This window comes from Dyella sp., from assembly GCF_036746095.1.
In the GTDB taxonomy this organism is placed as follows: domain Bacteria; phylum Pseudomonadota; class Gammaproteobacteria; order Xanthomonadales; family Rhodanobacteraceae; genus Dyella_B.
The window spans coordinates 29522-55857 of record NZ_DAIOEU010000031.1; the positions used below are offsets into that span (position 1 = coordinate 29522).

23 protein-coding genes are annotated in these 26336 nt (G+C 60.4%); 5 read left to right on the forward strand and 18 right to left on the reverse strand.

The genetic code is table 11. From position 1 onward, the window contains the following. Positions 1-93: 93 nt before the first annotated feature. The 7 genes from V7M64_RS13275 to xth form a co-directional block, all read right to left on the reverse strand. A complete protein-coding gene (locus V7M64_RS13275; RefSeq protein WP_333679681.1) occupies positions 94-963 on the reverse strand; it encodes a ParB/RepB/Spo0J family partition protein in 870 nt (289 codons plus the stop codon). 2 nt (positions 964-965) lie between these two features. After that, a complete protein-coding gene (locus V7M64_RS13280) occupies positions 966-1820 on the reverse strand; it encodes a ParA family protein (protein WP_333679683.1) in 855 nt (284 codons plus the stop codon). Positions 1821-1894: 74 nt separating this feature from the next. Continuing rightward, complete coding sequence (rsmG, locus tag V7M64_RS13285; RefSeq protein WP_333679684.1) at positions 1895-2533, reverse strand: 16S rRNA (guanine(527)-N(7))-methyltransferase RsmG; 639 nt, start codon at positions 2531-2533, stop codon at positions 1895-1897. Positions 2534-2669: 136 nt separating this feature from the next. Next, positions 2670-3128 (reverse strand): SPFH domain-containing protein, encoded by a 459-nt coding sequence (locus tag V7M64_RS13290; RefSeq protein WP_333679685.1) that lies wholly within the window; start codon positions 3126-3128, stop codon positions 2670-2672. Between the two features lie 289 nt (positions 3129-3417). Next, positions 3418-4251, reverse strand: coding sequence for a pirin family protein (locus V7M64_RS13295; protein WP_333679686.1), 834 nt, complete (start codon positions 4249-4251; stop codon positions 3418-3420). 157 nt (positions 4252-4408) lie between these two features. Next, positions 4409-5092, reverse strand: coding sequence for a YecA family protein (locus tag V7M64_RS13300; RefSeq protein WP_333679688.1), 684 nt, complete (start codon positions 5090-5092; stop codon positions 4409-4411). Positions 5093-5094: 2 nt separating this feature from the next. Beyond that, entirely contained in the window at positions 5095-5877 is a 783-nt protein-coding gene (gene xth, locus V7M64_RS13305) for an exodeoxyribonuclease III (protein WP_333679689.1), read from the reverse strand. Between the two features lie 128 nt (positions 5878-6005). Here xth and V7M64_RS13310 point away from each other — a divergent pair, with 128 nt between their 5' ends. Further along, positions 6006-8057, forward strand: coding sequence for a S9 family peptidase (locus V7M64_RS13310; RefSeq protein WP_333679691.1), 2052 nt, complete (start codon positions 6006-6008; stop codon positions 8055-8057). Between the two features lie 71 nt (positions 8058-8128). On the opposite strand, the gene V7M64_RS13315 is transcribed toward V7M64_RS13310, so the two are convergent. Together V7M64_RS13315 and V7M64_RS13320 are read right to left on the reverse strand one after the other, a co-directional pair. Then, the gene (locus V7M64_RS13315) at positions 8129-9211 is read right to left on the reverse strand and encodes a PA0069 family radical SAM protein (protein ID WP_333679693.1); all 1083 of its coding nucleotides are present in this window, start codon (positions 9209-9211) and stop codon (positions 8129-8131) included. A gap of 41 nt (positions 9212-9252) precedes the next feature. After that, the gene (locus V7M64_RS13320) at positions 9253-11397 is read right to left on the reverse strand and encodes a hypothetical protein (protein WP_333679694.1); all 2145 of its coding nucleotides are present in this window, start codon (positions 11395-11397) and stop codon (positions 9253-9255) included. A gap of 538 nt (positions 11398-11935) precedes the next feature. On the opposite strand from V7M64_RS13320, the gene acs reads away from it, so the two are divergent. The 3 genes from acs to V7M64_RS13335 all read left to right on the forward strand — a co-directional run bounded on the left by acs (position 11936) and on the right by V7M64_RS13335 (position 15393). Next, positions 11936-13876, forward strand: coding sequence for an acetate--CoA ligase (gene acs / locus V7M64_RS13325; RefSeq protein ID WP_333679695.1), 1941 nt, complete (start codon positions 11936-11938; stop codon positions 13874-13876). Between the two features lie 403 nt (positions 13877-14279). Next, a complete protein-coding gene (locus V7M64_RS13330) occupies positions 14280-14606 on the forward strand; it encodes a 4'-phosphopantetheinyl transferase superfamily protein (protein ID WP_333679707.1) in 327 nt (108 codons plus the stop codon). A gap of 43 nt (positions 14607-14649) precedes the next feature. Further along, positions 14650-15393 carry a pyridoxine 5'-phosphate synthase gene (locus tag V7M64_RS13335; protein ID WP_333679709.1) on the forward strand — a complete coding sequence of 248 codons (744 nt, stop codon included), beginning with the start codon at positions 14650-14652 and terminating at the stop codon, positions 15391-15393. Positions 15394-15583: 190 nt separating this feature from the next. Here the strand turns inward: V7M64_RS13335 and V7M64_RS13340 are convergent, their stop codons facing one another. The 5 genes from V7M64_RS13340 to V7M64_RS13360 form a co-directional block, all read right to left on the reverse strand. Continuing rightward, positions 15584-16000: a biopolymer transporter ExbD gene (locus V7M64_RS13340; protein ID WP_333679696.1), complete on the reverse strand. Its 417-nt coding sequence runs from the start codon at positions 15998-16000 to the stop codon at positions 15584-15586. A gap of 6 nt (positions 16001-16006) precedes the next feature. After that, positions 16007-16432, reverse strand: a complete 426-nt coding sequence (locus tag V7M64_RS13345) for a biopolymer transporter ExbD (RefSeq protein ID WP_333679697.1) — start codon at positions 16430-16432, stop codon at positions 16007-16009. An 11-nt stretch (positions 16433-16443) separates the two neighbouring features. Next, the gene (locus V7M64_RS13350) at positions 16444-17217 is read right to left on the reverse strand and encodes a MotA/TolQ/ExbB proton channel family protein (RefSeq protein WP_333679699.1); all 774 of its coding nucleotides are present in this window, start codon (positions 17215-17217) and stop codon (positions 16444-16446) included. A gap of 48 nt (positions 17218-17265) precedes the next feature. Next, a complete protein-coding gene (locus tag V7M64_RS13355; protein WP_333679701.1) occupies positions 17266-17925 on the reverse strand; it encodes a TonB family protein in 660 nt (219 codons plus the stop codon). A 222-nt stretch (positions 17926-18147) separates the two neighbouring features. Then, a complete protein-coding gene (locus V7M64_RS13360; RefSeq protein ID WP_333679710.1) occupies positions 18148-19212 on the reverse strand; it encodes a tetratricopeptide repeat protein in 1065 nt (354 codons plus the stop codon). On the opposite strand from V7M64_RS13360, the gene V7M64_RS13365 reads away from it, so the two are divergent. Next, a complete protein-coding gene (locus V7M64_RS13365; RefSeq protein WP_333679711.1) occupies positions 19135-19359 on the forward strand; it encodes a hypothetical protein in 225 nt (74 codons plus the stop codon). The two genes, V7M64_RS13360 and V7M64_RS13365, sit on opposite strands and share 78 nt — an antisense overlap. 393 nt (positions 19360-19752) lie before the next feature. On the opposite strand, the gene gyrB is transcribed toward V7M64_RS13365, so the two are convergent. From gyrB to dnaA, 4 genes are all read right to left on the reverse strand, one after another. After that, positions 19753-22167, reverse strand: a complete 2415-nt coding sequence (gene gyrB, locus V7M64_RS13370; RefSeq protein ID WP_333679702.1) for a DNA topoisomerase (ATP-hydrolyzing) subunit B — start codon at positions 22165-22167, stop codon at positions 19753-19755. A 75-nt stretch (positions 22168-22242) separates the two neighbouring features. Further along, on the reverse strand, positions 22243-23322 hold the full coding sequence (gene recF / locus V7M64_RS13375; RefSeq protein ID WP_333679703.1) for a DNA replication/repair protein RecF: 1080 nt from the start codon (positions 23320-23322) through the stop codon (positions 22243-22245). 91 nt (positions 23323-23413) lie between these two features. Continuing rightward, positions 23414-24514 (reverse strand): DNA polymerase III subunit beta, encoded by a 1101-nt coding sequence (gene dnaN, locus V7M64_RS13380; RefSeq protein WP_333679705.1) that lies wholly within the window; start codon positions 24512-24514, stop codon positions 23414-23416. 238 nt (positions 24515-24752) lie between these two features. Beyond that, positions 24753-26096, reverse strand: a complete 1344-nt coding sequence (gene dnaA / locus V7M64_RS13385; protein ID WP_333679706.1) for a chromosomal replication initiator protein DnaA — start codon at positions 26094-26096, stop codon at positions 24753-24755. Positions 26097-26336 lie beyond the last annotated feature (240 nt).

A 26336-nucleotide genomic window follows, 5' to 3' on the forward strand; every position in this document is an offset into this window, starting at 1 on the left:
CCAGTCCAAATAAACCATGCGAAGCATGCAAAACGAGGTCGTGTGCTTCGCACGCATGTCCCACTGGATTCCGGCCTGCGCCGGCATGACGGGCTAGCGCAGCTTGCCGAGAATCCCATCCAGCTCGTCGTTGCTGTGGTAGTGGATCACCAGCTTGCCGCGCCCGCCGCGGCCATGCGCCACTTCCACTTTGGTGGCGAAGCGCTCGGCCAGTTCGCGTTCCAGCGCGTCGACGTTCGGATCACGCGCCGGTGCGCTCTTGGCCTTGCCCTTGGGCGCGGTCTGCGCTTTGCGGGCGGCGTCTTCCAGCTCGCGCACGCTCCAGTTGTTGCGCGCCGCTTCCAGCGCCAGCGATTCGGCTTGGTATTCGGGCAGGGTGAGCAGGCAGCGCGCGTGCCCCATCTCCAGCTTGCCATCGTCCAGCAGACGCTTGATCGATGCGGGCAGGTCGATCAGGCGCAGCATGTTGGAAACCGCCGCGCGCGAACGGCCTACCGCATCGGCAGCTTGCTGGTGGGTGAGATCGAAATCGTCGATCAGCCGCTTGACGGCGTCGGCTTCTTCCAGCGGGGTAAGGTCCTGGCGCTGGATGTTTTCGATCAACGCCATCGCCGGCACCGCGATTTCGGGGACGTCCTTGACCAGCGCTGGAATGTCGCTGAGCTGCGCGCGTTGCGCGGCACGCCAGCGGCGTTCGCCGGCGATCAGCTCGTAGCTGTTCTTGCCGAGTGCGCGCACCACCACCGGTTGAATGAGTCCTTGGGCGCGGATCGATGCGGCCAGCTCATCCAGCGCTTCATCGTTCCAATGGCGGCGCGGCTGGTATTTGCCGGGCTGGATGTATTGGATGGGCAGGGTGCGCAGCTCGCCTTCCTGCTCGATCACCGAAGGTGCGCCGGTATCGCCACCGCCGAGCAGGGCATCGAGCCCGCGTCCCAGTCCACGTTTCTTCGCAGCAGACATTCCTACTCCTGGTCCAGATGTGCCGAGGCTTCGATCGACGACTCCCCGGGGGCATCGCCATGCATGGCGTGCAACGCTGCCACGGCTGCCTGCGAACCGCGTTCGCGGCGGATGATTTCGCCGGCGAGGCCAATGTAGGCAATCGCACCACGCGAGCTGCGATCGTAGAGATGGATCGGTTGGCCGTGGCTGGGCGCTTCGGCGAGGCGCACGTTGCGCGGAATGATCGAGCGCAGCACCTTGTCGCCGAAATGCTGGGTGAGCTGCGCGGAAACTTCGTTGCCGAGGTTGTTGCGCACGTCGTACATGGTGCGCAGCAGGCCTTCGATCTCCAGCTGCGGATTCAGGCGCTGGCGCACGGCCTTGACCGTGTCGAGCAGGCTGGAAAGACCTTCCAGCGCGAAGTATTCGCACTGCACCGGAATCAGCAGGCTGTTCGCCGCGGTCAGGGCATTGACGGTGAGCAGGTGCAGCGTGGGCGGGCAGTCGATCAGGATGATGTCGTATTTGCCGCCGATTTTCGCCAGCTGTTCCTTCAAACGGTTCTCGCGCGCCAGCGCATCCATCAGCTTCAGTTCGGCGGCGGTGAGATCGCCGTTGCCCGGCAGCAGGTCGTAATGCGCTTCGGTGGTGACGATGGCGGTATCGATCGGCGCTTCGGCCAGCAGCACTTCGCAGCCGCTGGGCGAGGCTTCGTGCTTGTCCACGCCGGATGCCATGGTCGCATTGCCCTGCGGATCGAGATCGATCAGCAGCACTTTGCGCTTCGCCGCAGCGAGCGCTGCGGCGAGATTGACAGCGGTAGTGGTTTTGCCGACGCCACCTTTCTGGTTGGCGACAGCGATGATACGGGCCATGTTTTGTCCGGTACCGAGGCGTGTGCGAAAGGAGGGGTAGATTAGCAGGAAGGGGGCGGCAAAGCCTGATGTATTCAGGCCTTTGCGTGCTGTAGCACGACCAGGTGGCGCTCTGCCGCGCCCAGTCCAGGCACCGCCAGCGCGTGGATACCCCGCACGGCAAAGACGGACGGGACGCCGGCAAACTCCTCCTCCGGCGTCTTGCCCTTCATCGCCAGCCAAACGCCGCCGGGGGTCAGCAGATGACCACCCCACGCCAACATATCCGCCAGGCTGGCGAAGGCGCGTGCGGTGATGCAGTCGAAATGGCCTTCCACATCCTCCACCCGCGATTGCAGTGCGCGCACGCCTTCCAGTTTCAGGGAGCGGATGGCCTCGCGCAGGAAGCGCACCTTCTTGCCGTTGGAATCCACCAGCAATACCTGCCGACCCGGTGCGGCGATGGCCAGCGGAATGCCAGGCAGGCCGGGACCTGTACCGAGGTCGGCAAGCGTGTCGCCCTGCACGTAGGGCAGGATCGCCAGCGAATCGAGCAGATGCCGGGTCACCATTTCCGCGGGCTGGCGAATAGCCGTAAGGTTGTAGGTCGCGTTCCAGCGTTCCAGCAGGGCCAGATAGTCGAGCAGGCGCGGCACGGCTTGCCCCGGCAAGGTGAAGCCGAGCGCGGCAATGCCCTGTTCGAGCTGGGTTTGCAGGGCGGAGCGGTCGGTCATCGCGATTCCTCGGGCGCGGCAAGGCCGCGCAGTATCCCTGTGAATTTCGGCCAAAAGAAGACCCGCCGCAGCGGGTCGAGTCTTTCAGATTCCCCTGAGCCGGTGCTTCTTGGGCGACCTGGCCAGATTCGGTTTGTTACGCGGCGGCGTCCAGTTCCACGCGGGTGACCATCACGCCGCGCTCGCGCAGCTGCTGGTTGAGGTTGGTCTTGAGGCGGCAAGCCACTTCGCGGCGTTGCTGCTGATCGGCGTCCGTCTCGGTTTGCAGGGCCTGCAGCACGCCGCTGCGGATGAGCTGGTCGGCACTTTCGATCACGGCGTCGGCGCGTTCCGGTTCCAGTACCTGCCAGTAGACGGTGCCTTGCACGGGCGTGGTTTCGTCAAAGGAAGCATCGAAGCGCATTACGCGGCCGCCAAGATCAATGCGATGGCCGACGCGGTCGAGCAGCGGCAGGACGACATGGGTACCAGGCTGCAGCAGGCGCACCGGCCTGCCGTTGCGGTAGAGGCTGTAGACCTGTCCCGCCGGCACGCGCTTCACCGCTACGGCGGCGAGTGCGAAAACCACGATGATGGTGAAGGTTAGGACGGTCATGGTCTGGTAAAACAACGAGTTAACTGCGGTTTCTAAAAACTTTACGGAGCAAGATTGTACAGGCATATGTTGAGCGCTGGATTAATTCTAATTTAACGCCGTACTTTTTCGCTCCGCAACCCTTTTTTCTCGGCGAATCCTTAACGCTTTCGGCGTGGAACCTGATGCATCGTCCATGCCGTCGACCCGTCAAGCTGGCCACTTTGGTGAGGGCTGTGACCGAACGCACATGGCCCCGCCCATATCTCTATCGGCGGGGCCATGGCATGGCTGAAGCGCGGGTTGTGGCTTAGAACTTGCCGGCGCGGAAATCGGCAATCGCCTCGTGGATCTGCTCGGGCGTGTTCATCACGAACGGGCCATAGCGCGCGACCGGTTCCTGCAACGGTTGGCCAGCCACCAACAGCACGCGGGCCGGGGCTTCGCGGCCGGCAACCCGCACACTGTCGCCCGTGGACAGCACCGCCAGCTCGCTGCGGGAGAGCTCCTCGCCGGCCACCTGGGCATCGCTGCCGTCGAACACATAGGCGAACGCGTGGTGGCCTTCCGGCAGCGGAACCTCAATCCCGGCGCCAGCATCGAGGGCGATATCCAGGTACACCGGCGCGGTGACAATTCCGGACACCGGACCGGTTGCGTCACCAAAATGGCCGGCAATGACCTTGAGCGTCACTCCATCGGCCGGCGTCACAACAGGAATGTGTTCCGGATCAATGTCCTGATAGCGCGGCGCGGTCATCTTGTCCTTTGCCGGCAGGTTCACCCACAGCTGGAAGCCCCACATCAGACCGTTTTCCTGCTGCGGCATTTCCGAGTGCAGGATGCCGCGGCCGGCGGTCATCCATTGCACGCTGCCGGGCTTCAGGTCACCGCGGTTGCCGTGGTTGTCGCCGTGCTGCATGCGACCGGCCAGCATGTAGGTGACGGTTTCGAAACCGCGATGGGGATGTTCCGGAAAACCGGCGATGTAGTCGTTGGCCTGATCGGAACGGAACTCGTCCAGCAGCAGGAAAGGGTCGAGCATGTCCAGGCCCGGCTGGCCGATGATGCGCTTGAGTTTCACGCCTGCACCGTCGGAGGTATCGGTACCGCGGATGCGGCGGAGAATGCGGCGTTCGGTCATGCTGTGCTCCCGTCAGAAGGATCTGGCGCACATGATGGTTGTGCCGGCGCGCAAGCCCAAGACTGGTCGATGCGAACGGACTGTTTCGCGATATGCACAGCCTCGTGCATGGTGCCGCCAATCACGTTCCCTCTCCATGCAAGAGGGAAAGCCGCGGTCAATGCACCCAGTGCCCGCTACGGTGCCGCGGTGGCGGCTGATGGTCGGCGCCGGTTTCCGTCGCGTGGTGCAGCGTGTCGAGTTCTGCGTCGGTGGCGGGATGCTCGTACCAATAGTGGTTGACGGCGGCCAGCACGGCGGGCAGCTGCGCTAGGCAGTCGTCGTATTCGTCTTCGGTGAGTTTTTCGAATTCGGCTTCGGCACTCAGGATGCCTTCGTCTACCGCCAAGGCCATCACCGGACCGAGAATTTCCATCAACGATGGATCGTCGGCCAAGCGCTTTTCCCACAGACCGGCACGCAGGTCGATGGCGCGGCTGAAGCCTTCGCACCAGCCGGCCGCCGACAGCGCAGGACCGGCTTCGGTATCCAATTCGCCGAGAATGGGTTCGTAGGCATCCACGTCTAGTTCGGCACTGATCGAATCATTGAGCTTGGCCAGCAGCGCGAGCACGCGATTGCCTTCTTCTTCGTCGGCGAAGGGTTCGTGCAGCACTTCGGGCAGCCATTCATCGGGCAGCACTTTGGTCGGCCCGACGGCCAAGGCACTCAGCAAGCCGTGCACACCGTCGAGCAATAGATGGCCTTGGCCTTCCTGGGCGTGCGTGCGCAGGTAGGCGTCCAGTTCGTCCAGCTCGCTATCGTCCAGCGAACTGGGCCAGTTGGTCTTGGTATCGCTCATCGTCATTCAATATCCAGTTCCACCGTGACTGGCGTGTGGTCGGAAGGCCGCTCCCAGCGCCGCGGTTCGCGGTCGATAGTGGCAGCCCTGGCCGAGGATTTCAGGGCATCGCCAAGCAGGATCAAGTCGATACGCAGACCCATGTTGCGCCGGAACGCCCCCTGCCGGTAGTCCCACCAGCTGAAATGGCCGCCAGCCTCTTCAAACAGCCGGAAGCTGTCATGCAGGCCCAGGTCTGTCATGGCTTTCAGGGCCGCGCGTTCGGGCGGGGAACACAGGACCTCCTCGCCCCAGGCGAGCGGGTCGTATACGTCGCGGTCGTCGGGTGCGATATTGAAATCACCCAGCACCACCAGCTTCGGATGGCGCTTGATTTCTTCCGCCAGAAAGCCGCGCACGCGCTCCAGCCAGTGCAGCTTGTAGGTGTATTTCTCGTCGCCCACGGCCTTGCCGTTGACGACGTAGAGATCGACCACGCGCACGCCGCCAACCGTCGTGGCAAGAATGCGCCGCTGCGGATCATCCAGGCCCGGAATGTCGGTGAGCACGTCCTCGAACCGGAAACCTTTGTCGTTGCGGGCAAGAATCGCCACGCCGTTATAGGTTTTCTGCCCGGCATAGATGGCCTGGTAGCCGGCGGCGGCGAGCTCGTCGACGGGAAACTTGGCGTCTTCCAGCTTGGTTTCCTGCAGCGCCACCACGTCGGGGCGTGCATCAGACAGCCACTGGGTGAGATGCGGAATGCGCACCTTCAGCGAGTTCACGTTCCATGAGGCGATTTTCATGGGGCCGGATTGTACGGGATGACGGTGACATGCATGGTCCGGACCCGTGGCAGTGCCTTCATGCACATGGGGAGGGCGGGTGGTAGCTGCTAGCGTTGGGCTTTGTCGTGTCTGGGGAATGTACTGTCATGCTGAAGCCCTCTCGTTTGCTGCTGCCGCTGCTGGCGGCATTTCTTGCGCCCGTCGCACTGGCCGACACGCGCGGCGCCACCGATCCGCGCATCGAAGCCCTGCTCACCGAGCTGGGCAAAGTGCGCGCCATCCACGAGGTGGCCTTGTCGCCGGATGGACAACACCTGGCATGGGTGGTGGAAACCCAGGACAAGCCCGGCATCATGCTGGCTGATGCCGACGGCAAGCATGCGCACAGCATCGGCCTGGCAGCCAAGCCCGGTGCATGCAGCGAGAGCGGCCTGGCCTGGGCGCCGGACTCGCACCATCTGGCGTTTCTCTCCAATTGCGCCAGCAGCCGTGCGGGCATGGGCGGCAACAAGCAGCCGGATATCTACGTGCTCGACGTCTCCTCCCAGGCCAAGCCCGTGCACCTGGCCTCGCTCGACGGTTATGCGAATGCGCTGAGCTGGTCGCCGGACGGCAAAACGCTGGCGTTCCTTTACGTACAGGGTGCAACGCGGCGTGCAAGCGCACTGGCGGCAGCCAAACCCGCCATCGGTGAGATCGGTGTGGAAGGCATCGAAGTGCAGCGCATCGCCACGGTGCCGGCACAGGGTGGCCAGTTGCAGGAAATCACGCCGGCGAACAGCCATGTCTATGAGTTTGCCTGGGCACCGGACAGCGCGCGCGTCGCCTATGTGGCGGCGCCACCGCCGGGTGACAACAACTGGTGGATTGCACAGCTTTATGTTCAGGCTGCGCAGCCGAATGCATCACGCGCGGCTTTGGTCGATCCGAACACGGTGAGCGGCCCGCTGCATGGATTGCAGATCGCGCTGCCGCGCTGGTCGCCGGATGGATCGCGCATCGTTTTCATCGGCGGCCTGATGAGCGACCAGGGTTTTACCGGCGGTGATCTGTACGGCGTTGCCGCCTCGGGCGGTGCGCCGGTCGATCTCACGCCGGGCATCCATGTCACGCCGTCGTGGTTTAGCTGGCGTTCGCCGCAATCGCTGCTGGTGAATCAGATCAGCAACGGCAGCGTACAGTTGGCCGATTATTCGATCGATGCCCATCAGGCGCAACAGCAGCACGTATTGTTTACGACGGCGGGATACGTGGGCGACGGCACCGCGATATTGGGGCTTTCGTTCTCCGCCGATCATCGGCAAGTCGCCTTTGCACAATCGTCGTACGCCGCGGCGCCGGAAGTGTATGCAGGCACGATCGACAACGGCATGCCGGCTGCGGTGACCGCCATCAATGCGAATTTCAAGCCGAGCTGGGGCAAGGCCGAATCGGTGGAGTGGGACAACGAAGGTTTCCACGTGCAAGGCTGGCTGCTGTATCCGGCCAACTACGATCCCAGCAAGCGCTATCCGATGATCGTCAATATTCACGGCGGTCCGTCGGGTGCAGTGATGCCGCTTTGGCCGTCAGTCGGTTACAGCGCGATTCCGTTCTCTACCCTTGGCTACTTTGTATTCATGCCCAATCCGCGCGGCAGTTACGGACAGGGCGAGGCATTCGTCCAGGCCAATCGCAAGGATTTCGGCTACGGCGATTTGCGCGACACGCTGGCGGGCGTGGATGCGGTGGAGAAAAAGGTGCCGGTCGACGACCATCGCCTGGGACTGACCGGCTGGAGCTACGGCGGTTTCATGAGCATGTTCGTGCCGACGCAGACCCAGCGTTTCCGCGCCGTAGTGGCCGGTGCCGGTATTGCCAACTGGCAGAGTTACTACGGCCAGAACGAGATCGACCAGTGGATGATTCCGTTCTTCGGCGCATCCGTGTACGACGATCCGGCGGTGTATGCGAAGAGTTCGGCGATCAATTTCATCAAGAAGGTAAAGACGCCGACGCTGATCGTGGTGGGCGAGCGCGATGCGGAATGCCCGGCGCCGCAGTCATTTGAATACTGGCACGCATTGCGCACGCTTGGCGTGCCGACGTCATTGGTGGTGTATCCAGGTGAAGGACATCACTTCAACAAGCCGGCGAACCAACGCGATGTATTGCAACGGGCGTTGAATTGGTTCGAGAAATATTTGCCGCCCCAGTAACGCACACTATGCACGATATTGGTTGGGGTGAGGCATAGCCGAACCCCAACATGGCAAGCAGCCCATTTCCCTCAAAACAACTCGCCCTGCGGCGACAGCTTACGCGGCGGCACAAACCGCGACGTAGACAGCTGCAACTCGCGCGCGCGCCCAAAATGATGGCGCCTACACGCCACTTCAAAACGCCGCTTCAACAACTCGGCAAACACACCCTGACCACGCATGCGCGTAGCGAAATTGCTGTCGTAATCCTTGCCGCCGTTGAGCTGCTGCACCAGGCTCATCACATGTTCTGCGCGCTGCGGTGCATGCAGCGACAACCATTCGCGGAACAACGCCTTCAGCTCGTACGGCAAGCGCAGCACGGTATAACCCGCGCAGCTGGCGCCGGCGGCAGCGGCCTGGTCCAACACGGCTTCCATATCGCGGTCGTTCAAGGCCGGAATGATCGGCGCCACCAATACCCCAACCGGCACGCCCGCTTCGGCAAGCGTGCGAATGGCTTTCAAGCGGCGATGCGGTGCGCTTGCGCGCGGCTCGAGCTTGGCAGCCAGATGGTTGTCCAGTGAATTGACCGAAATGAAAACCTGCACCAGTCCTTCGCGCGCCATCGGCGCAAGAATATCCAGATCGCGTTCGACCAGTGCGTTCTTGGTGACAAGGGTGCACGGATGGTGGCATTCGGCCAGTACTTCCAATGCGGCGCGGGTGATGCGCCAGGTCTTTTCGATCGGCTGATAGGGATCGGTATTGCTGCCGATATTGATCGGACTCGGCACGTAGCGAGGCTTGGATAACTCCGCGCGCAGCACCTCTGCGAGATTGCTTTTCGCACGCAGCTTGGTTTCGAAATCGAGGCCCGGTGACAGGTTCAGATAGCTATGGCTTGGCCGCGCAAAACAATAAATGCATCCGTGCTCGCAACCACGATACGGGTTTATCGCCGAACTGAAGGCGATGTCCGGCGAGTCGTTGTGCGTGATCACGCTGCGCGCGTGCTTTTCGGTGACTTCGGTACGCGGACGCGGTTGCTCTTCATCCAGCACAGCGTGTTGCCAGCCGTCATCTTCGGCGTGATGGCGAATGCTTTCGAAGCGTCCTTCCGGGTTGGACGCAGCGCCGCGGCCTTTGAATGCGTGAGGAAGATCTGCCATCGCGCCATCATGCTCCCTGGCTATCTCAGCCGGTGCGACACTTAAGGTTGCGTGGCGGCTTTGATCTGTTGCGCCAACCATGTGCCCATGGTTGCAAGGGGATAGTTCTGTTCCAGCTGGCGATGCATTTCATCGAACACCGGCGAGGAGATCGTCCAGCCCAACGGCAACGGATAATTGCCGGGACAAAGTCGCAGGTGCCATAACACGTCGCCGCGGTTAGGGTCCGCCGCATTTGTCTGCAATGAGGCCAGCAATGCCGACCTGGCGAACTCCCCGCGCGCATTGCGCGTATCCAGCAGGGCAACGAGCGGAGCGGTAACTTCGCCGTAGCTGTGCAGCTCTGTGGGGCTCAACGTGCGCGGACAGGTTGGCGAATAGAGCAGCAGCGGATGCTTGGGATCGTGCGCTTCGACGAAATCATGCAAGCTGGGGTCATTGCTGATATGCAAGACGATGACGCGGATCGGCTGCGCAACAGAGGCCGCGATCGCACGCAAGCGCCGCATGACCTCCAGCAATGTTGCGGTGCCCGAATTCTCGAAGTAACCGCCGTCTACCAACTGAAATGCCGCCGGCGACAGCGATGCACGTCCGCCCGACGTCTGCAGCGTGCCGGCGGGACTCAAATAGGTAAAGCGCGCGCTGTTGAGCACCACCTCGCTGAGCGGTATGCGCGGGTCTTGCCATAGCGCGCCATCATAGGCCGTCGTCCACGGGCTATGCGCAAAGGGCCGGAACGGATGCTGGATGAAGCGCCAGCCTTGTCCGACCGTGGTGCTGTTGAAAAATAGCGCGGGCGTGGTCGTGCTGACCTCGCCATGGGCGCCCTCATACATCTGCGAGAATGATTGTGCCAGCGCGTCGATACCTTGTTCCTGCGCGGCCTGCTCCCACGCTCGAGTCAGTGCGCGGCCGCGATCGTCAAACCATGCGCCTGGCAGCCAACGCTGGGTAAAGTCGATAAACCACGCATTCGCCATCACCGGCGCGAGGAAGTCATGGTCGAGAATGTGTTCGCTGCGCGATTGTGCGGCTTCACCCGTGCCCGGCGCCAACCGTAAGGACGCGACATAGGTAGCCAAGCCAAGGCTGCCACCGGAAACACCACTGCCCGCAAACAGGTAGCGCTCGAACATTGGCTCGCCACCCTGGGGCGGCCATATCTGATCGACGCGTGCGGTGAATTCGCTCAACACCATCGCCGTCCACGCGGCGCTGCGCAGGCCGCCTCCTTCAGCGGAAACCAGGATCACAGGACATGTTCGCTGGGGGTTGCAGCGGCTTTGCAACCACGCCTTGGTATACGCCTCGAAGCTGGGCCGCCGATCGGCAGGCGGCGCTTGCGGCTGCTGATGCGTGCTCATGCCGGGGTATTGGCGAACGCGATGGTTGTCGTTGAGATGCAAGGCGTGCAACACCAACGACAGTGCCATGAGCAGGCTAAGCAATGGCACACCGTGGCGATCCGCCAGCATGCAGAGAAAGCCACCGCTCATGCAGAAGAAGCTGGCTGAGATCAGCGCCACGGCCAGCGATCCCATGCCATCGAATTGGCGTGGCTGAAACGTCACCAGCACGGTAATAAGCACATTCAAGATCAGCGCAGCCAGGAAGATGCTCAGCGGCAGCGTGCCCAAGGCTTTGATCGTTGCTACCCGCGGCTCGATCGCCTTGGCCGTGCGTTCGGCGGCACTCTCCAACACGCGTTGGCGGCCAATGAAAAACACGATCATCGCTGCCGCGACAACCAATAGCCCGGCGCTGCGCAGATCGCGCCGCATACATTGCGCGTGTACGGTACAGGCAGGATGTGGTGTGCGCAGCGCCAGCAGATAGCCGTACAGCACCAACAGCGGTACAACGATGGCCAGCAGCCGCGGTAACCACCGCCGCAATGCGGCCGCACGCGGATCCTGCAGCGCAGGCCAGCGCGGGTAGGTCAAGCGATACGCATGGTGGGTCGCGTGCCAGATGGCAAGGCCAGCCAATGCGCTGGTGGCAAGCAAGAAGACGTAGCGTGTGTCGCTCGGATCGACCCACAACGCGATCAGGAACAACTCCGTCGCCTGGTCCACGTTGGTAATGACGATGGTGGCGAAGGCCAGCACCAGCAGCGAAACACGAATCGGCTTGCAGTGGTCCAGGCCGATGCCCAGCCAGTCGACAATGTCCGTCCAGGCCATCAGCGACCGCTTCGGGCCAGATGTGGATGGGTTTGGCTCAGCCATCGTGTCCCTTTTTTCCTGGTCCTGCTCGAAGGATCCATCTTACGGGGAGGCCATGTGTGCGGCGCGGATCGGATCGCAATTCCGCCACGTTGGCGAGCGTACGCTGGCCCGGCTTTCGAAGGGATGGCGATAGGGGGAACCTGTGATGCGCTGGTTATGGCTGTTTGCGACGCTGGCGTCGTGGGTGCTTTGTGTTACGCGGCACGGTCCCGGCGCCATGGCGCTCTGGCTGTTCGCCGGCATCGCTGGCGCCTTCGTCACCGCACTCGCCTTTGCGCAGGCACGCATCGAAGCGAATGCACGGCCGGAAGCCATGCTCGATCCGACTTGCGTTCATAAGCATCGGGATAAACCCCCGCAAGCGCGATGGTGCGCCGCAACTTTGGCGGTTCGGCCGTCCAAACGCTACACTCGGGCGCTTGACACGACACGTTCGTGCCAGGCGGTTACCCACTGAGTGCGCTCCCGGCAGACCGGCGAGCAGGAGGCTGATATGTCAAAGGTTTATCCGGTCGATCCCGCTTTTGCCGCCAAGGCGCGCCTTCGCAGAGCCGATTACGAAACCTTGTATGCTGAGTCCGTCAAGGATCCCGATGGCTTCTGGGGCCGCATGGGCGAGAGGCTGGATTGGTCAAAGAAGCCCACGCGCATTCGCGACGTTTCCTTCGATCCGCAGAACCTGCACATCCGCTGGTATGACGACGGGCAGCTCAACGTGTCGGCCAATTGTCTGGATCGTCATCTGGCCATGCGCGGTGACAAGACCGCGATCATCTTTGAAGGCGACGATCCTTCCGAATCGCGTCACATCACCTATCGTGAGCTGCATGCGGAAGTATGCAAGTTCGCCAATACGCTGAAGCACCTGGGTATCACCAAAGGCGATCGCGTCGCGATCTATATGCCGATGATTCCTGAGGTGGCGGTCGCCATGCTGGCTTGTGCGCGCATCGGTGCGATTCATTCGGTGGTGTTCGGTGGTTTTTCGCCGGATTCCCTGGCCGGCCGCATCGCCGATTCCACGGCGAAGATGGTGATTACCGCAGACGAAGGCGTGCGCGGCGGCAAAAAGATCCCGCTCAAGGCCAACGTCGATGCGGCGCTCGAGCGGCCCGGCACGAACAGTGTGGAAACGGTGATCGTGGTGCGCCGCACAGGTTCGGCGGTACCCATGCAGTCGCCACGTGATCGCTATTACCACGTATTGATGGACGGACAGTCGGCTGAATGTCCGGCCGAGCCGGTGGAAGCGGAACATCCCTTGTTCATCTTGTATACCTCCGGCTCCACCGGCAAGCCCAAGGGCGTGTTGCACACGTCGGGCGGCTATCTGGTGTACGCCAGCCTGACGCACGAGCTGGTGTTCGACGTGCGCGAGGATGACGTCTACTGGTGTACCGCCGATGTGGGCTGGGTCACCGGGCACAGCTATGTGGTCTACGGACCGCTGGCCAACGGTGCGACGACGGTAATGTTCGATGGCGTGCCGAACTATCCGGATTTCAGCCGCTTCTGGCAGGTGGTGGACAAGCACAAGGTAAGCTTGTTCTACACCGCGCCGACGGCTATTCGCGCACTGATGCGCGAGGGCGAAGCGCCGGTGAAGAAATGCTCGCGCGCCAGTTTGCGCTTGCTTGGCTCGGTGGGTGAGCCGATCAATCCGGAAGCTTGGGAGTGGTATCACCGCGTGGTGGGCGATGAGCGCTGCCCGATCGTGGATACCTGGTGGCAGACGGAAACCGGCGGCATCCTGATCACGCCGCTGGCCGGTGCGATCGACACCAAGCCCGGTTCGGCCACGCTGCCGTTCTTCGGCATCAAACCCGCCGTGGTGGATGCTTCCGGCACGGTGCAGGAAGGTCCCGCCGAGGGCAATCTGCTGATTACCGATTCCTGGCCGGGACAGATGCGCACGGTGTATGGCGATCACCAGCGCTTTATCGATACCTATTTCAAAGCCTACCCCGGCAACTATTTCACCGGCGATGGCGTGCGCCGTGACGAAGATGGTTACTACTGGATTACCGGCCGCGTGGACGACGTAATCAATGTGTCCGGCCATCGTATCGGCACCGCCGAGGTTGAAAGCGCCCTGGTGGCGCACCCGAAGGTGGCCGAGGCAGCGGTAGTAGGTTGCCCGCACGAGATCAAGGGCCAAGGCATCTACGCTTACATTACGCTGGTCGCCGGCGAACAGGGCAGTGAGGAGCTGCGCAAGGAATTGGTGGCTTGGGTGCGCAAGGAAATCGGGCCGATCGCCACGCCGGATTACATTCAATGGGCGCCAGGTTTGCCGAAGACGCGCTCAGGCAAGATCATGCGCCGCATCCTGCGCAAGATCGGCGAGAACCAGCCTGACCAATTGGGTGATATCTCCACGCTGGCCGATCCGGCGGTGGTGAAGAACCTGGTGGATGAGCGGCTGATTCGCTGAGTGATGGTCGCGTCGCCTCTTTCCGAAAGGAGAGAGGTACTGTGCTTGTATATCCACCCCATTCCCATTCCAGCCACATGCGCGCATGCAGACGAATCAAAGCTCTCACGTCAGCGCTATTGCGGCTGAGTTGAGCGAAGACCAGATTCATGTGTGGCGCCTTGGATATAACCGCGCGCAACGGCGCGCGCCATTGCGTGCGCTGCTGGGGCTTTATCTAGGTGTACCAGCGGATGCCGTCGTGCTGGTCGAAAGTGAACACGGCCGCCCGGAATTGGCGAAGCCATTTGATCGTACGTTGCAGTTCAACTGGTCGCACAGTGGGGATATGGCGCTCATCGCGGTAGCGCGTGGTTGTGCACCTGGCGTCGATATCGAGCAGCTCCGTCCACGTCCACGCGCGATGCAACTTGCCGAGCGCTTTTTTCATCCAGAGGAAACCGCCGCTTTGTTGGCGTTGGATAAATCGGAGCAAGAGCGAGGCTTTCTCCAGCTTTGGACGGCCAAGGAAGCCGTGCTCAAAGCCATGGGGCGCGGCATTGCGTTTGGCCTGGAACGACTGCGACTGGCAGTTCCCCCTGCGGCGCCGCGCCTGCTTTGGCTGGATGGCGATGACGCCGCGCAATGGCAGCTTCGCCCGGCGCTGGTCGGAGAAGGCTACGTCGGTAGCGTGGCTTGGCGAGGGCACGCGCGGGACATCCGGTATGGGACACTTGCCGACGGCCCATGATCGGAGCACTGTGTCCGGCCCACGAATTTTTTCTTTGGCCTCCATGACCCTGCTCAGCGTCAATCTCAACAAGATCGCCGTGCTGCGGAATTCGCGCGGCGGCAATGAACCCGATATCGCCCGCGCCGCGGTGACCTGCATCGAGGCCGGCTGTGGCGGCATTACGGTACATCCACGCCCCGACCTGCGGCATGTGCGACCCGACGATGTGCGACTGCTTGCCGGCATCTTGCGGGGACGCGTCGAGTACAACATCGAAGGCAACCCCTTTGCGGAGCCGCGCGGCGAATACCCAGGACTGGTCGCACTCGCCCGCGAGGTGCGCCCGGCCCAGGTGACGCTGGTGCCGGATAGCGATGGACAGATCACCTCCGACCATGGCTTCGACCTTGCGCAGGATGCGGAACGCTTGCGCCCATTCGTCGATCAGCTGCGCGAATTGGGCTGCAGGGTGAGTTTGTTCGTCGATCCCGGCGCGACAGGTTTCGAACACGCCGTGGCACTCGGCGTGCAGCGCGTTGAAATCTACACCGGTCCTTATGCGCATGCCTTTGCCGAGGGCGATGCAAGGGAGCAATTGGAGTTATGCGTTGAAACAGCTCGTCGTGCGCAACAGGCTGGTTTGGCGGTGAACGCAGGACACGATCTTAGCCAAGCCAACCTGGGTACGTTGCGTGCCGCTATTCCTGGATTGGCCGAAGTGTCCATCGGCCATGCGCTGATTGGCGAGGCCTTGTACGAAGGTCTTAACAATACCGTGCGCAATTATCTGCAAATTCTTCGTTGAAGCTTGGCCGTTTAGACGGCTGTTTGCTTGGGCTTGGAGAGAACTCGACTGCACGAAGGTGGCTATATCGCGCATTGCGTTCTGCGTTTTATTTCCATAGAAAAAGAACCCTCCGCTTTCGCGGAGGGTTCTCGGGGTAACGCCTGAACAACACGGTTGAACTGTTCCGATTCAACCGGTGTCTTGTTACTTACTGTCCGCTCTCGGTAAAGCCGATCTTGTTCAAGCCGTAGCTCTTGGCATCGGCAAGTACTCGAGCAACCACCTGATAAGGCACCTGGTCAGCCGCATCGATCTGTACTTCCGGTTGATCCGCTTCCGCTTTGGTCGCAATGACCGCGATCTGCGTCTTCAATTGCTGCTCATCTACCGGCGTGTCATTCCAATACAACGCACCCGATTGATCGATCTTCAGACGGATCGGCTCCGGCGGGTTGCTTGGCGGGATGACGTTTGGATTCGGCTGCGGCAAGTCAATCTTGATCTTATGCGTCATGATTGGTGCCGTGATCATGAAGATGATCAGCAGCACCAGCATCACGTCGACCAGCGGCGTGACGTTGATGTCAGCCATGGGGCCTTTGCCACCACCCATACTAAATGCCATGGCACATCACTCCTTGCTGGTGGTCGTCATGAAACCGACGTGGACCATGCCCGAGTCCTTGGCATCGCCAAGCACTTTGCGCACGAGCTTGAACTCCGTGTCCTTGGCGGCACGGATTTGAAGTTCAGGCTGCGGCGACATCGACGCGAACACCGTGAATTTCGCTTTCAACTCCGCCTCAGTGATCGGATTCTGATCGTCATCGAGATACATGGAGCCATCATCCTTGATGGCCAGATCCCTCGGTGGCGTCTGCGGTGGCGTATCCGTGGTCTTCGGATTGGCCGTCGGCAGATCCACTTTAATCCGGTGCGACATCAGCGGTGCAGTGATCATGAAGATGATCAGTAGCACCAACATCACGTCGACCAGCGGCGTGACATTGATTTCCGACATCGGCGAGCCGGACTCGTTTCCGGAGCTCATCGCCATGGGTCAATTCCTCACTTCTGACTCGGGGCTACGCCTTCGACACGTGCGCCAGTTGCAAAGAAATCATGCAGGTCATGCGCGAATTCGTCGAATCTTGCATAGGTTAGGCGATTCGAACGGGTGAAAAAGTTATAGGCAAGCACCGCTGGAATAGCTGTGAACAAACCAAAAGCAGTCATGATCAGCGCTTCGCCCACGGGCCCGGCTACCGCCTCCATCGACGTATTCCCAGACGCGCCGACTCGGATTAGCGCATGGTAAATACCCCACACCGTTCCAAGCAAACCGACAAAGGGAGCTGAAGATCCAACCGTAGCGAGCAAAGTCATACCGCCTTCCAAGCGCAGACTTTCACGAGCTACGGCCTGGCGCAAAGCGCGGTCAATAAATTCCGAACGGCTCAGCGATTCGGCCAGACGACCACCACCGGCGGACGCCTGCTGGTGGTGAGCAACCGCCGAAGCTGCATCCAGCGCGATCTTCGAGAAGGGTTCGCCCTTTGGTTGGGCTTCCAACTCTCGAATGGCATCTTGTGTCGAATTATTGGACCAGAAGCCATTGATGACACGGTCAGCACGACTACGCACCATCGAGTTACGAATCGCGTTAGCGATGATGAAATACCAGGAGCCGAAGGACATTATCACCAGCACCACGAGCACGATCCAGCTTAGGAAATCGGCGTTGTGGATTAGATCGCCAAAACCCATTTGTTGCATGGCCATGGCGTTGGCGTTGCCACCCAGAGCCGGGGCGGCATCGGAAGCAGGAGTTTGTTGGAACATAAACGCTACCCTTAAGAAGTCAGGCGTGAACTGTAACTGTAATTGGGATTACAGCTGGTTAAGGTTGAAGGTGATCGGGATGTCTACCGTCGATTCGACCGGCTTACCGTTCTTTATCTCAGCATTGAACCGGACCTTCTGGACCGATTCCATCGCTGCACGATCAAGCTCGCGGAAACCACTGCTTTGCTTGACCGTAACACTCTTCGGACTGCCGTCGGTGCCAACGACAACCTCGAGGACTACCGTACCCTCGTGCCGCTGGCGGATAGCCTGCGGGGGATACTTCGGCTGCAGCTTGTCCCTGTAAGAGGGATCAACGCCTGCCTTGATATCCGAAGGCGGTGCCGGCGGCGCAGGTGGCGCAGGCGGTGGCGACGGAGCCGGATTGGTGGACGGTTCTTCCACGGCCGGCGGCGGCGCAGGTGGCGGCGGCGTCGGCGGCGGGATCACCTGCTTGATGACCTTCGGCGGCGGCTGCTTCGGCGGTTCCGGCGGCGGCGGTGGCGGAGGTGGTGGTGGCGGCGGCGGTTCGATGAAGTTCACCTGCACGATCTTTTCTTTCTGAACTTCCGCCGTTTTCGGGGGCGCCATCGGCGCGATCAGTATCAGGAAAGCAAACGCATGCAGCGCGATGGCTACCGCCAGCGCCCATGTGCGCCCCCAACTGAACGGCTTAGTGCCGGTTGCTTCGTTACTTGAGGCCATCTGTCGCTTTCAATCAGGAGCTAGTAATCGGAATGTCGTGGTCGCAGCATTCGGCGGCAAAAGTCCGGTCCCAAAGGGATGACATTTGCCACTGGACAACGCGGGAAAAGTCCAACGGTACAACAGCACATGGCGTTTGTATAGCATTTGTGTAGGCAAAAGATGGCAATCTTTTTAGACGTCCATCTAGCTGGCTAAACGCTTTCGTCATGTAGCTTTTTATCAACCGCCAATGTTGGCTTGTTTTAACCATTTTTGCGCTTGAGCTTTGGTTTCCGGATCCTTCTCGGCTTCCAGCACTGCTTCGGCAGCAGCAGCCTTATCCTTTAGACCAATGTTCGCTTGGGCAAGCGCCATATAGGCTTTGCCCTTGTGCTTCACGCCCTTGCTGATGGCTTGTTGCAATAGCGGCTTGGCCTTGCTGAATTCGTTCTGCGTTACGAGTGCCACGCCCGCCTTGTAAGCCGGTTCGCCGTCGCTCGCTAGTGGAATGGCCTTTTGATAAGCATCTGCCGCTGCATTCGCGTCGCCGCCGATCATGTGCGCGTCGCCCATGAGCAGGTAGTTATCTGCACTCGGCTTTACGACGCCCTTGGTCATGCCTTCCTGCAGCACTTGCACGGCTTTGTCCGTAAGTGGACCCGGATCTTGCGTGCTTTGGTCCTGCGCCTTGTTCATGTAGAGCTTGGCGAGGGTTACATAGTCGCTCTCCGTGGTGAGCAGACCTTTCGACCTGCCATCTTCCATTAGCTTTAACGCGTCATCGTATTTCTGCATCTGGATATCCAGACTCAGCGCGTTGTGGAAGCTGGTGGGATCCGTGGGTGATGCTGCAGCAGCCTGCTTTGCAATCTCGGCCGCTTTGTCTTTTTGACCGGAGTCGTTGTACGCGAGCATCAGCAGCTGGTTCCAGCGCGGATCCGGCTTATTCGTCATCGACTGCGCTTTCTTGATGGCGGTAATTGCTTCCGGATACTTCTGCAGGCGGTAATAGGCCTCGCCTTCCAGTGCGTAAGATTCGGGCGTTTCTTTCTTGCCTTCCGCGCGCCACTTTTCTACCTGATCGATCGCCGGCTGATATTGCTGGTTGAGCACATAGAACGTGGCCAGTTCGTATTCGAGCTGGAAGTAGGCGTCGTTCGGCAGGACGCCGTTATCGAGCGAACGCTTGAGCAGATCGATGGCACCAGGCAGATCGTTGTTCATCGCATGGACGCGAGCCAGGCCTTGCAATGCCATCGCTTGAACATACTTGCTTTTGCTGTTGTCGATCAGCGGTTGCAGCAGCTGCGTTGCTTGATCTTTGTTGTTGGCTTGCGCCGCATCGAGTCCTTTGTTGAGCGCTTCCTGTTCTTTCTTGTCCGTCAGATCCAGCTTGGGTTCTTTGCGCGTCGCATTGGGATATTGCGGAGCCGCCTTCTGCTGATCGCCTGACGAGTTGTCGCTCGCTAGCGCCGGAGTGCTCGCCAACATCAGCGCAAGCGCAGCGCCAGCCAGCATCTTCAGGGAAGCGTGTTTCATAGCGTTCCTCAAAATGAAAGGAGTCGGATTTCACGCACGAGCTGTGCGGGGGATCACTGAGATTAACCTGACCTTGCTATCGATAACAAGCTGCAATGCCGCATTAAACTCTCTTTAAAATCAAGCGGTTATGCCATTGTCGCCATACGGTGGCGCATTGCGGACACAATTCCGCCCCAAGTGTGCAGGCCAGGATCAGGCGAACGCCGTGACGGACGTGTGTATGGCTGTAGGAATGTACTAACGCGCTAATGCAGCAGCGGGTGCTGACGTGCGCCGCGAACAGCGCGGCACACGTGCAGAAGTTCAGATATCGAGGTTGGCGACTTTCAGCGCATTGGCCTCGATGAAGTCGCGGCGGGGTTCCACCGCCTCGCCCATCAACATCGAGAACATTTGGTCGGCGGCAATGGCATCCTCAATGCCAACCTGCAGCATGCGGCGCGTTTCCGGATTGACGGTGGTCTCCCACAGCTGCTCCGGATTCATTTCACCCAGACCCTTGAAGCGCTGGATCGTCCGCCCTTTCTTCGCCTCTTCCAGCAGCCAGGTGCGCACGTCGGCGAAGCGGATAACCCCGCGTGACGCATTCCCGCGACGCACGACGGCGTCGGTCTGGATCAGCCCGGCCAGTTGCTGGCTGATGGACAGAATGGGGCGGAATTCCGAGCCGGCGAAGAATGGCTGCGGCAACAGCCAGGTGTGATTGATGCCGTGTTGGTCGCGCACCACCTCGATCGCTGCGGGTTGATCGTCATGGGCGGGGCGGAACGACAAGCGATAGCGTGGCTTGCCCAGTCCGCTGGAAGCAAGGTTCTTGGCCAGTCCATCCAGCCAGGTTTGCATGGCGGCGGCTTCATCCCAGTAGGCCGACTGGATAGGTTCATGCTCGACCATCGCGGTCAGCACGTTTGCGTCGAAGCGATGGCCCAGGCGTTCGATCTGATCCAGGGCGGTTTGATAATCGCGCAGCAGTTTTTCGAGCGCCTCGCCACTGACAGGCGGCGCATCCGGGGTGCAGAGCAGTCCAGCATTGTCGACCGCGCTTGAAATCAGGTACGCGTTGAGTGCTGCATCATCCTTCAGATACAGCTCCTGTTTGCCCTGCTTGAGCTTGTACAGCGGGGGCAAGCCGATATAGATGTGGCCGCGCTCGATCAGGTCCGGCATCTGGCGATAGAAGAACGTGAGCAGCAACGTGCGGATATGAGATCCATCCACGTCCGCGTCGGTCATGATGATGATGCGGTGGTAGCGCAGCTTGTCGGGGTTGTAGTCCTCTTTTCCGATGCCGGTACCCAACGCAGTGATCAGCGTGCCGACTTCGGCAGAAGAAAGCATTTTGTCGAAGCGCGCCTTCTCGACGTTGAGAATCTTGCCTTTGAGCGGCAACACAGCCTGCGTTTTGCGGTTGCGCCCCTGCTTGGCCGAGCCGCCTGCAGAGTCACCCTCCACCAGGAACAGTTCGCATAGCGACGGATCCTTTTCCTGGCAATCGGCCAATTTGCCCGGCAGCCCGGCGATATCCAGGGCTCCCTTGCGGCGGGTCATCTCACGCGCCTTGCGGGCGGCCTCACGAGCACGTGCCGCATCGACCACCTTGACGGCGATTGCCTTGGCTTCGTTCGGATGCTCGAGCAGGAACTCACCCAACTTCTCGTAGACCACCTGCTCCACCACGGTTTTCACCTCGGACGAAACCAGCTTGTCCTTGGTTTGCGAGGAGAATTTCGGGTCCGGCACCTTTACGGAGAGCACGGCGATAAGGCCTTCGCGCATGTCGTCGCCCGACAGGGTGACCTTGGCGTTCTTGGCCAGTCCCTCTTTCTCGATATAGGCCTGGATCGCGCGCGTCAGTGCGGCGCGGAACCCGGTGAGATGAGTGCCGCCATCACGCTGCGGGATATTGTTGGTGAAGCAGAACATCGTCTCCTGGTAGGAGTCGGTCCATTGCATCGCCAGATCGACCGTGATGGCGTCCTGCTGTGCGCTCAGGCTGATGACATTGGGGTGGAGCGCGGTCTTCAGCTGCGCCAGATGTTGCACGAATGATTTGATGCCGCCTTCGTAGGCAAACGTATCGTGGCGCCCTTCCCCGCGCTCGTCGCGCAGATCAATGGTGACACCGGAATTCAGGAAAGCCAGTTCGCGCAGGCGCTTGGCAAGTATTTCGTAGTGAAATTCGATATTGGAGAAGGTTTGCGGGCTCGGCAGAAAGCGTACGGTGGTGCCGCGCCGTTCTGAAGGCCCTACTTGCTTCACCGGATACAGGGGTTCGCCCAGGCTGTATTCCTGATGGTATTCGTGGCCGTCGCGATAGATGGTCAGCCACAGGTGGTCGCTCAGCGCATTCACTACCGACACACCTACGCCGTGCAGGCCGCCCGAGACCTTGTAGGAGTTCGCGTCGAACTTGCCACCAGCGTGCAGCACGGTCATCACCACTTCGGCGGTGGAACGGCCCTCCTCCGGATGCATGTCGACCGGAATGCCGCGGCCATTGTCTTGCACGCTGACCGAGTCATTCTCATGGATGGTCACGATGACGTGGTCGCAATAGCCGGCTAACGCTTCGTCGATGGAGTTATCGACAACTTCGAACACCATGTGGTGGAGGCCGGTGCCGTCATCGGTATCGCCGATGTACATACCTGGGCGCTTGCGCACCGCTTCGAGGCCTTTGAGTACCTTGATGCTGTTCGAATCGTAAGATGCGTTCATGCAGTAACCATATTCCGACGCCAGTAATCCGCCCGGTGTGGCGCCAAAGTGGCCGGGCTGGATGCAACCGATCGATTATAACAGGGACGCCAATTGCCCTTGTTCCACGTGGAACATTTGCATAGGCTGGGCTGCCAGTACTTGAGGGAGCTCGGTCCCGGAGATAAATACCTGCGCCAGCGTGTCCCGCAGGCTGTCGACAACGGCCGCCTGGTGCGCCTGATCCAGTTCTGAAGCGAGATCGTCCAGGCATACGATGGGCCATTCCCCGCGATGCTGAGCGTCGAGCCACGCCTGAGCGAGCACGCAGACCAGCGCCGTCAGCTTCTCCTGGCCACGAGAAAGATGTTCCCGCTGTGGCGCCCGCTCGAAAGATACCGACCAATCTGCCCGATGTGCGCCCGAACTGGTGTGCCCCCTGCCCTGATCCTTTTGGCGTTGAGCAGCCAACACTTCCGCCAGATCTTCACCCTCCGGCCAGCCTCGGCGATGTCGAAGCTCGATGGTTCCCAATTCGGGTAGGAGCACCGTTGCCTGTTTTTTAAGGAAGGGAACAAAGGCGTCCAGATAGGCTTTGCGCCACTGATCAATGAGGAGCGCCGTCCGACCAAGCTCTTGCTCCCACGGGGCCATCAGGCCCTCATCGAGCACGCCACTTCGACGGAGCAAGCTGTTGCGTTGCTTTAGCGCCCGTTGGTACCGCCGCCAGATGCCCAAGAACTCGTGTTCCACGTGGAACACGCCCCAATCGAGGAAGCGGCGCCGCTCTTCAGCTCCCCCAGCAATCAACGCGTGGGAGCCGGGTTCAAAGCACACAACGGCACACTCACGAATCAGCTCACCGAGAGAAACATCCTGCCCATCGAGGCGGGCTTCCCAACGAACACCTTCGCGTCCCAAACCGAGACGATGCACGACACCATCGTCGCGCCGCACGCTGGAAAAAATGCTTAGGCCGGACGAGCCGCGCTGAACCAGCGCTTCCCGCGCTCCGGCGCGAAACGAGCGCCCATGCGAAAGCAGAAAGGCCGCCTCCAGCACGGAGGTCTTGCCGGCGCCGTTTGCACCGACCAAAACGTTGAATCCAGGTGCCAAGTCGAGGCTGAGATCGCCAATACAACGCATCCTCTGCAAATGCAAACGTTCGAGTCTCATGAATGGTTGGCACCCACACGAAAACGCCGGAGCTGTGAACTCCGGCGTCGTGATGGCAATGACCGCCTGTATTCGAACATGAAACCGAGCGTCAGAGGCGAAGCGGCATGATCACGTGCCGTGACTGCTCATTTTCGTCCTCTTCCACCAGGCAGCTGGACTGTGCGTCACGCAGACTCAACCGCGCCTTCTCACCGCGCAACGCACCCAGCGCGTCAAGCAGATAACCGACGTTGAAACCCACGGTGAGATCAGACACGCCGGTTTCGGCTTCCACTTCCTCCACCGCTTCTTCCTGTTCGGGGTTATGCGCCACGATACGCAACTTGCCCAGAGAGAACTCCAGCTTCACACCCCGGTACTTTTCGTTCGAAAGAATGGCCGCCCGTTGCAAAGCGCCGCGTAGCACTTCGCGATCAAGCGTCGCCCGCTTATCCGCACCCAGTGGAATGACGGCCTCGTAATCAGGGAAACGACCATCGATCAACTTCGAGGTAAACACGACCTCGCCCCGGCGTACGCGAAGGTGATTGCGGCCAAATTCGAGCTCCACGGAACCGTCGCCTGATTCGAGCAAACCCACTAGCTCGTTGACCCCTTTGCGCGGAATGATGATCTGGCGACGCGACGAAACCTTGCTCTCCAGATGCGTTTCCTTCAACGCAAGGCGATGGCCATCGGTGGCCACGCAACGAAGCGCGTGTTCCTGCAGATCGAGCAACATGCCGTTGAGGTAATACCGGACATCCTGGTTTGCCATGGCAAAGGCCGTGCGTTCCATCAAGTCGCGCAGGACTTCTTCAGGCAGGCTCACCCTTTCCACCAACTCGATTTCGTCGACGGTCGGAAATTCGGTGGCCGGCAAAGTGGCCAAGGTGAACCGGCTTCGTCCCGCGTTCAACGCAACGCGATCGCCGTTTTGTTTCAGCTCGATCCTCGCCCCATCCGGCAGTGCGCGAACGATATCGAACAACTTGCGCGCGGGGATCGTGGTTTCACCGTCCACCAGCTTCTCAGCGTCAGTGGCGGCGACCATCTCGACCTCGAGATCAGTGCCGGTGAAAGACAATTTGCCGTTGCCGACTTTGACCAGAAGATTGGCGAGTACCGGCAACGTCTGGCGACGCTCCACCACACCGACAACCTGCTGCAAGGGTTTAAGCAGAGCTTCTCGTTGGATGCTGAATTGCATGTTTGTGCTTTCCCTATCCTGCAGTTCTGTTTTTAAAAGAAGAGTAGTGGTTGCAGCTGAGGCGGTGGATAACTTGAAAACCGGGAATTACCCTTTACAAACAATAGCTTGAAAAAAATTTCCCTGTGCCTTGAAGCTCTCGCGGCTTGTGCATCGTCAGTGGATAAGTTTGCTGCATCAAAGCGTCTTCATATTATCCACAGGATATGCGCCCGGTTTTCAAGCGCTTGTTCAAGCATCAGCCGGTGAGAGTGCGGATAAGCTGCTCCCAGTCCTGCCGCATGCGCGTATCGGTCTCGCATAGCTTGCGGATAGTGCGGCAGGCATGCAGCACCGTGGTGTGATCACGGCCACCGAAGGCCTCGCCGATCTCCGGCAGGCTGTGCTCGGTCAACTCCTTGGACAGCGCCATTGCAATCTGCCGCGGCCGCGCGAGCGAACGCACGCGCCGTTTGGAAAGCAGGTCCTGCAGGCGCACGCCGAAATACTCCGCAACGATCTTCTGGATGTTCGGTACCGTTACCGCTTGCGCATGGGTGGCAAGCAGGTCGCGCAGTGTTTCTTCCGCAAAGTCGGTGGTGATCGGCCGCCCATAGAAATTGGCGCGGGCCGCGAGCGTATTGAGCGCCCCTTCCAGGTCGCGAACATTTGAGCGGATGCGCTTAGCCAGCAGCATCGCCACGTCCTCGCTCACTTTCACGCTCTTGTCGTGCGCTTTCGCCAACAGAATCGCCGCGCGCGTTTCAAAATCCGGCGGCTCGATTGCCACCGATAGTCCCCAGCCCAGGCGCGACTTCAAGCGCGGCTCGAGCTTGTCAACTTCTTTGGGATAACGGTCGCAGGTCAGGATGATTTGCTGCTTGGACTCGAACAGCGCGTTGAAGGTGTGGAAAAACTCCTCCTGCGTGGTGTCCTTGCCGGCGAAGAACTGGATGTCGTCGATCAGCAACGCATCCACCGAACGGAAGCGGCGCTTGAACTCGTCCATGCTCTTGGTGCGTAGCGCCTCGATCATCGAGCCCACGAATTGCTCCGAGCGCAGGTACAACACCTTGAAGCCCGGATTGTGCTCGCGCATCAGGTTGCCAGCGGCGTGCATCAAGTGCGTTTTGCCCAAGCCGGTGCCGCCGTACAAAAGCAGCGGGTTGTAGGCACGCCCGGGATTCTGGGCCACCTGCATCGCCGCGGCCTTGCCCAGCTGGTTGGACTTGCCCTCGACGAAGGTCTCGAAGGTGTAATGCGGATCCAGGTTATGGTGAAAATTCACCGGCGTGGCCTCGGCCACGGCAGCTGATGGCGACGGCTTCACCGCGCTCGAATGGCGGCCGTTCACCGCCGCTACGGCACTGGAGCCTACTTCCAGGCGAACCAGCAGGCTCTGCCCGTTGAGCAAGCTCACCACAGCCTCGATTCGAGACAAATAACGGTCGCGAACAACGTCCAACGTGTAGGAATTGGGGGCGTAAAGCTGCAATCCATCCACATCTTCACGTGCCTGCAGCGGCATCAGCCAGGTGTGCAAGTCCTCCGCGCTCAATTCAGCTTCAAGACGCTCGAGACAGCGCCGCCACAGATCACTCATGGATGCTTTCAACCGCAGCAGGGGCGCTTTCGCGCAGGGTGGACCGGGAAGTCTACCAGCACCAACCCGGCAACTATCCACATGGATATCCACAACTTGTTGCCACGGCCGCATTTGACACGGACCGGTCTGCTTCCGCATACTCCGTGATCTTTTTCACCCATTCACTATTAGGAGGAAGCCATGAAGCGGACCTTCCAGCCCAGCAAGCTCAAGCGCGCCCGCACGCACGGCTTTCGT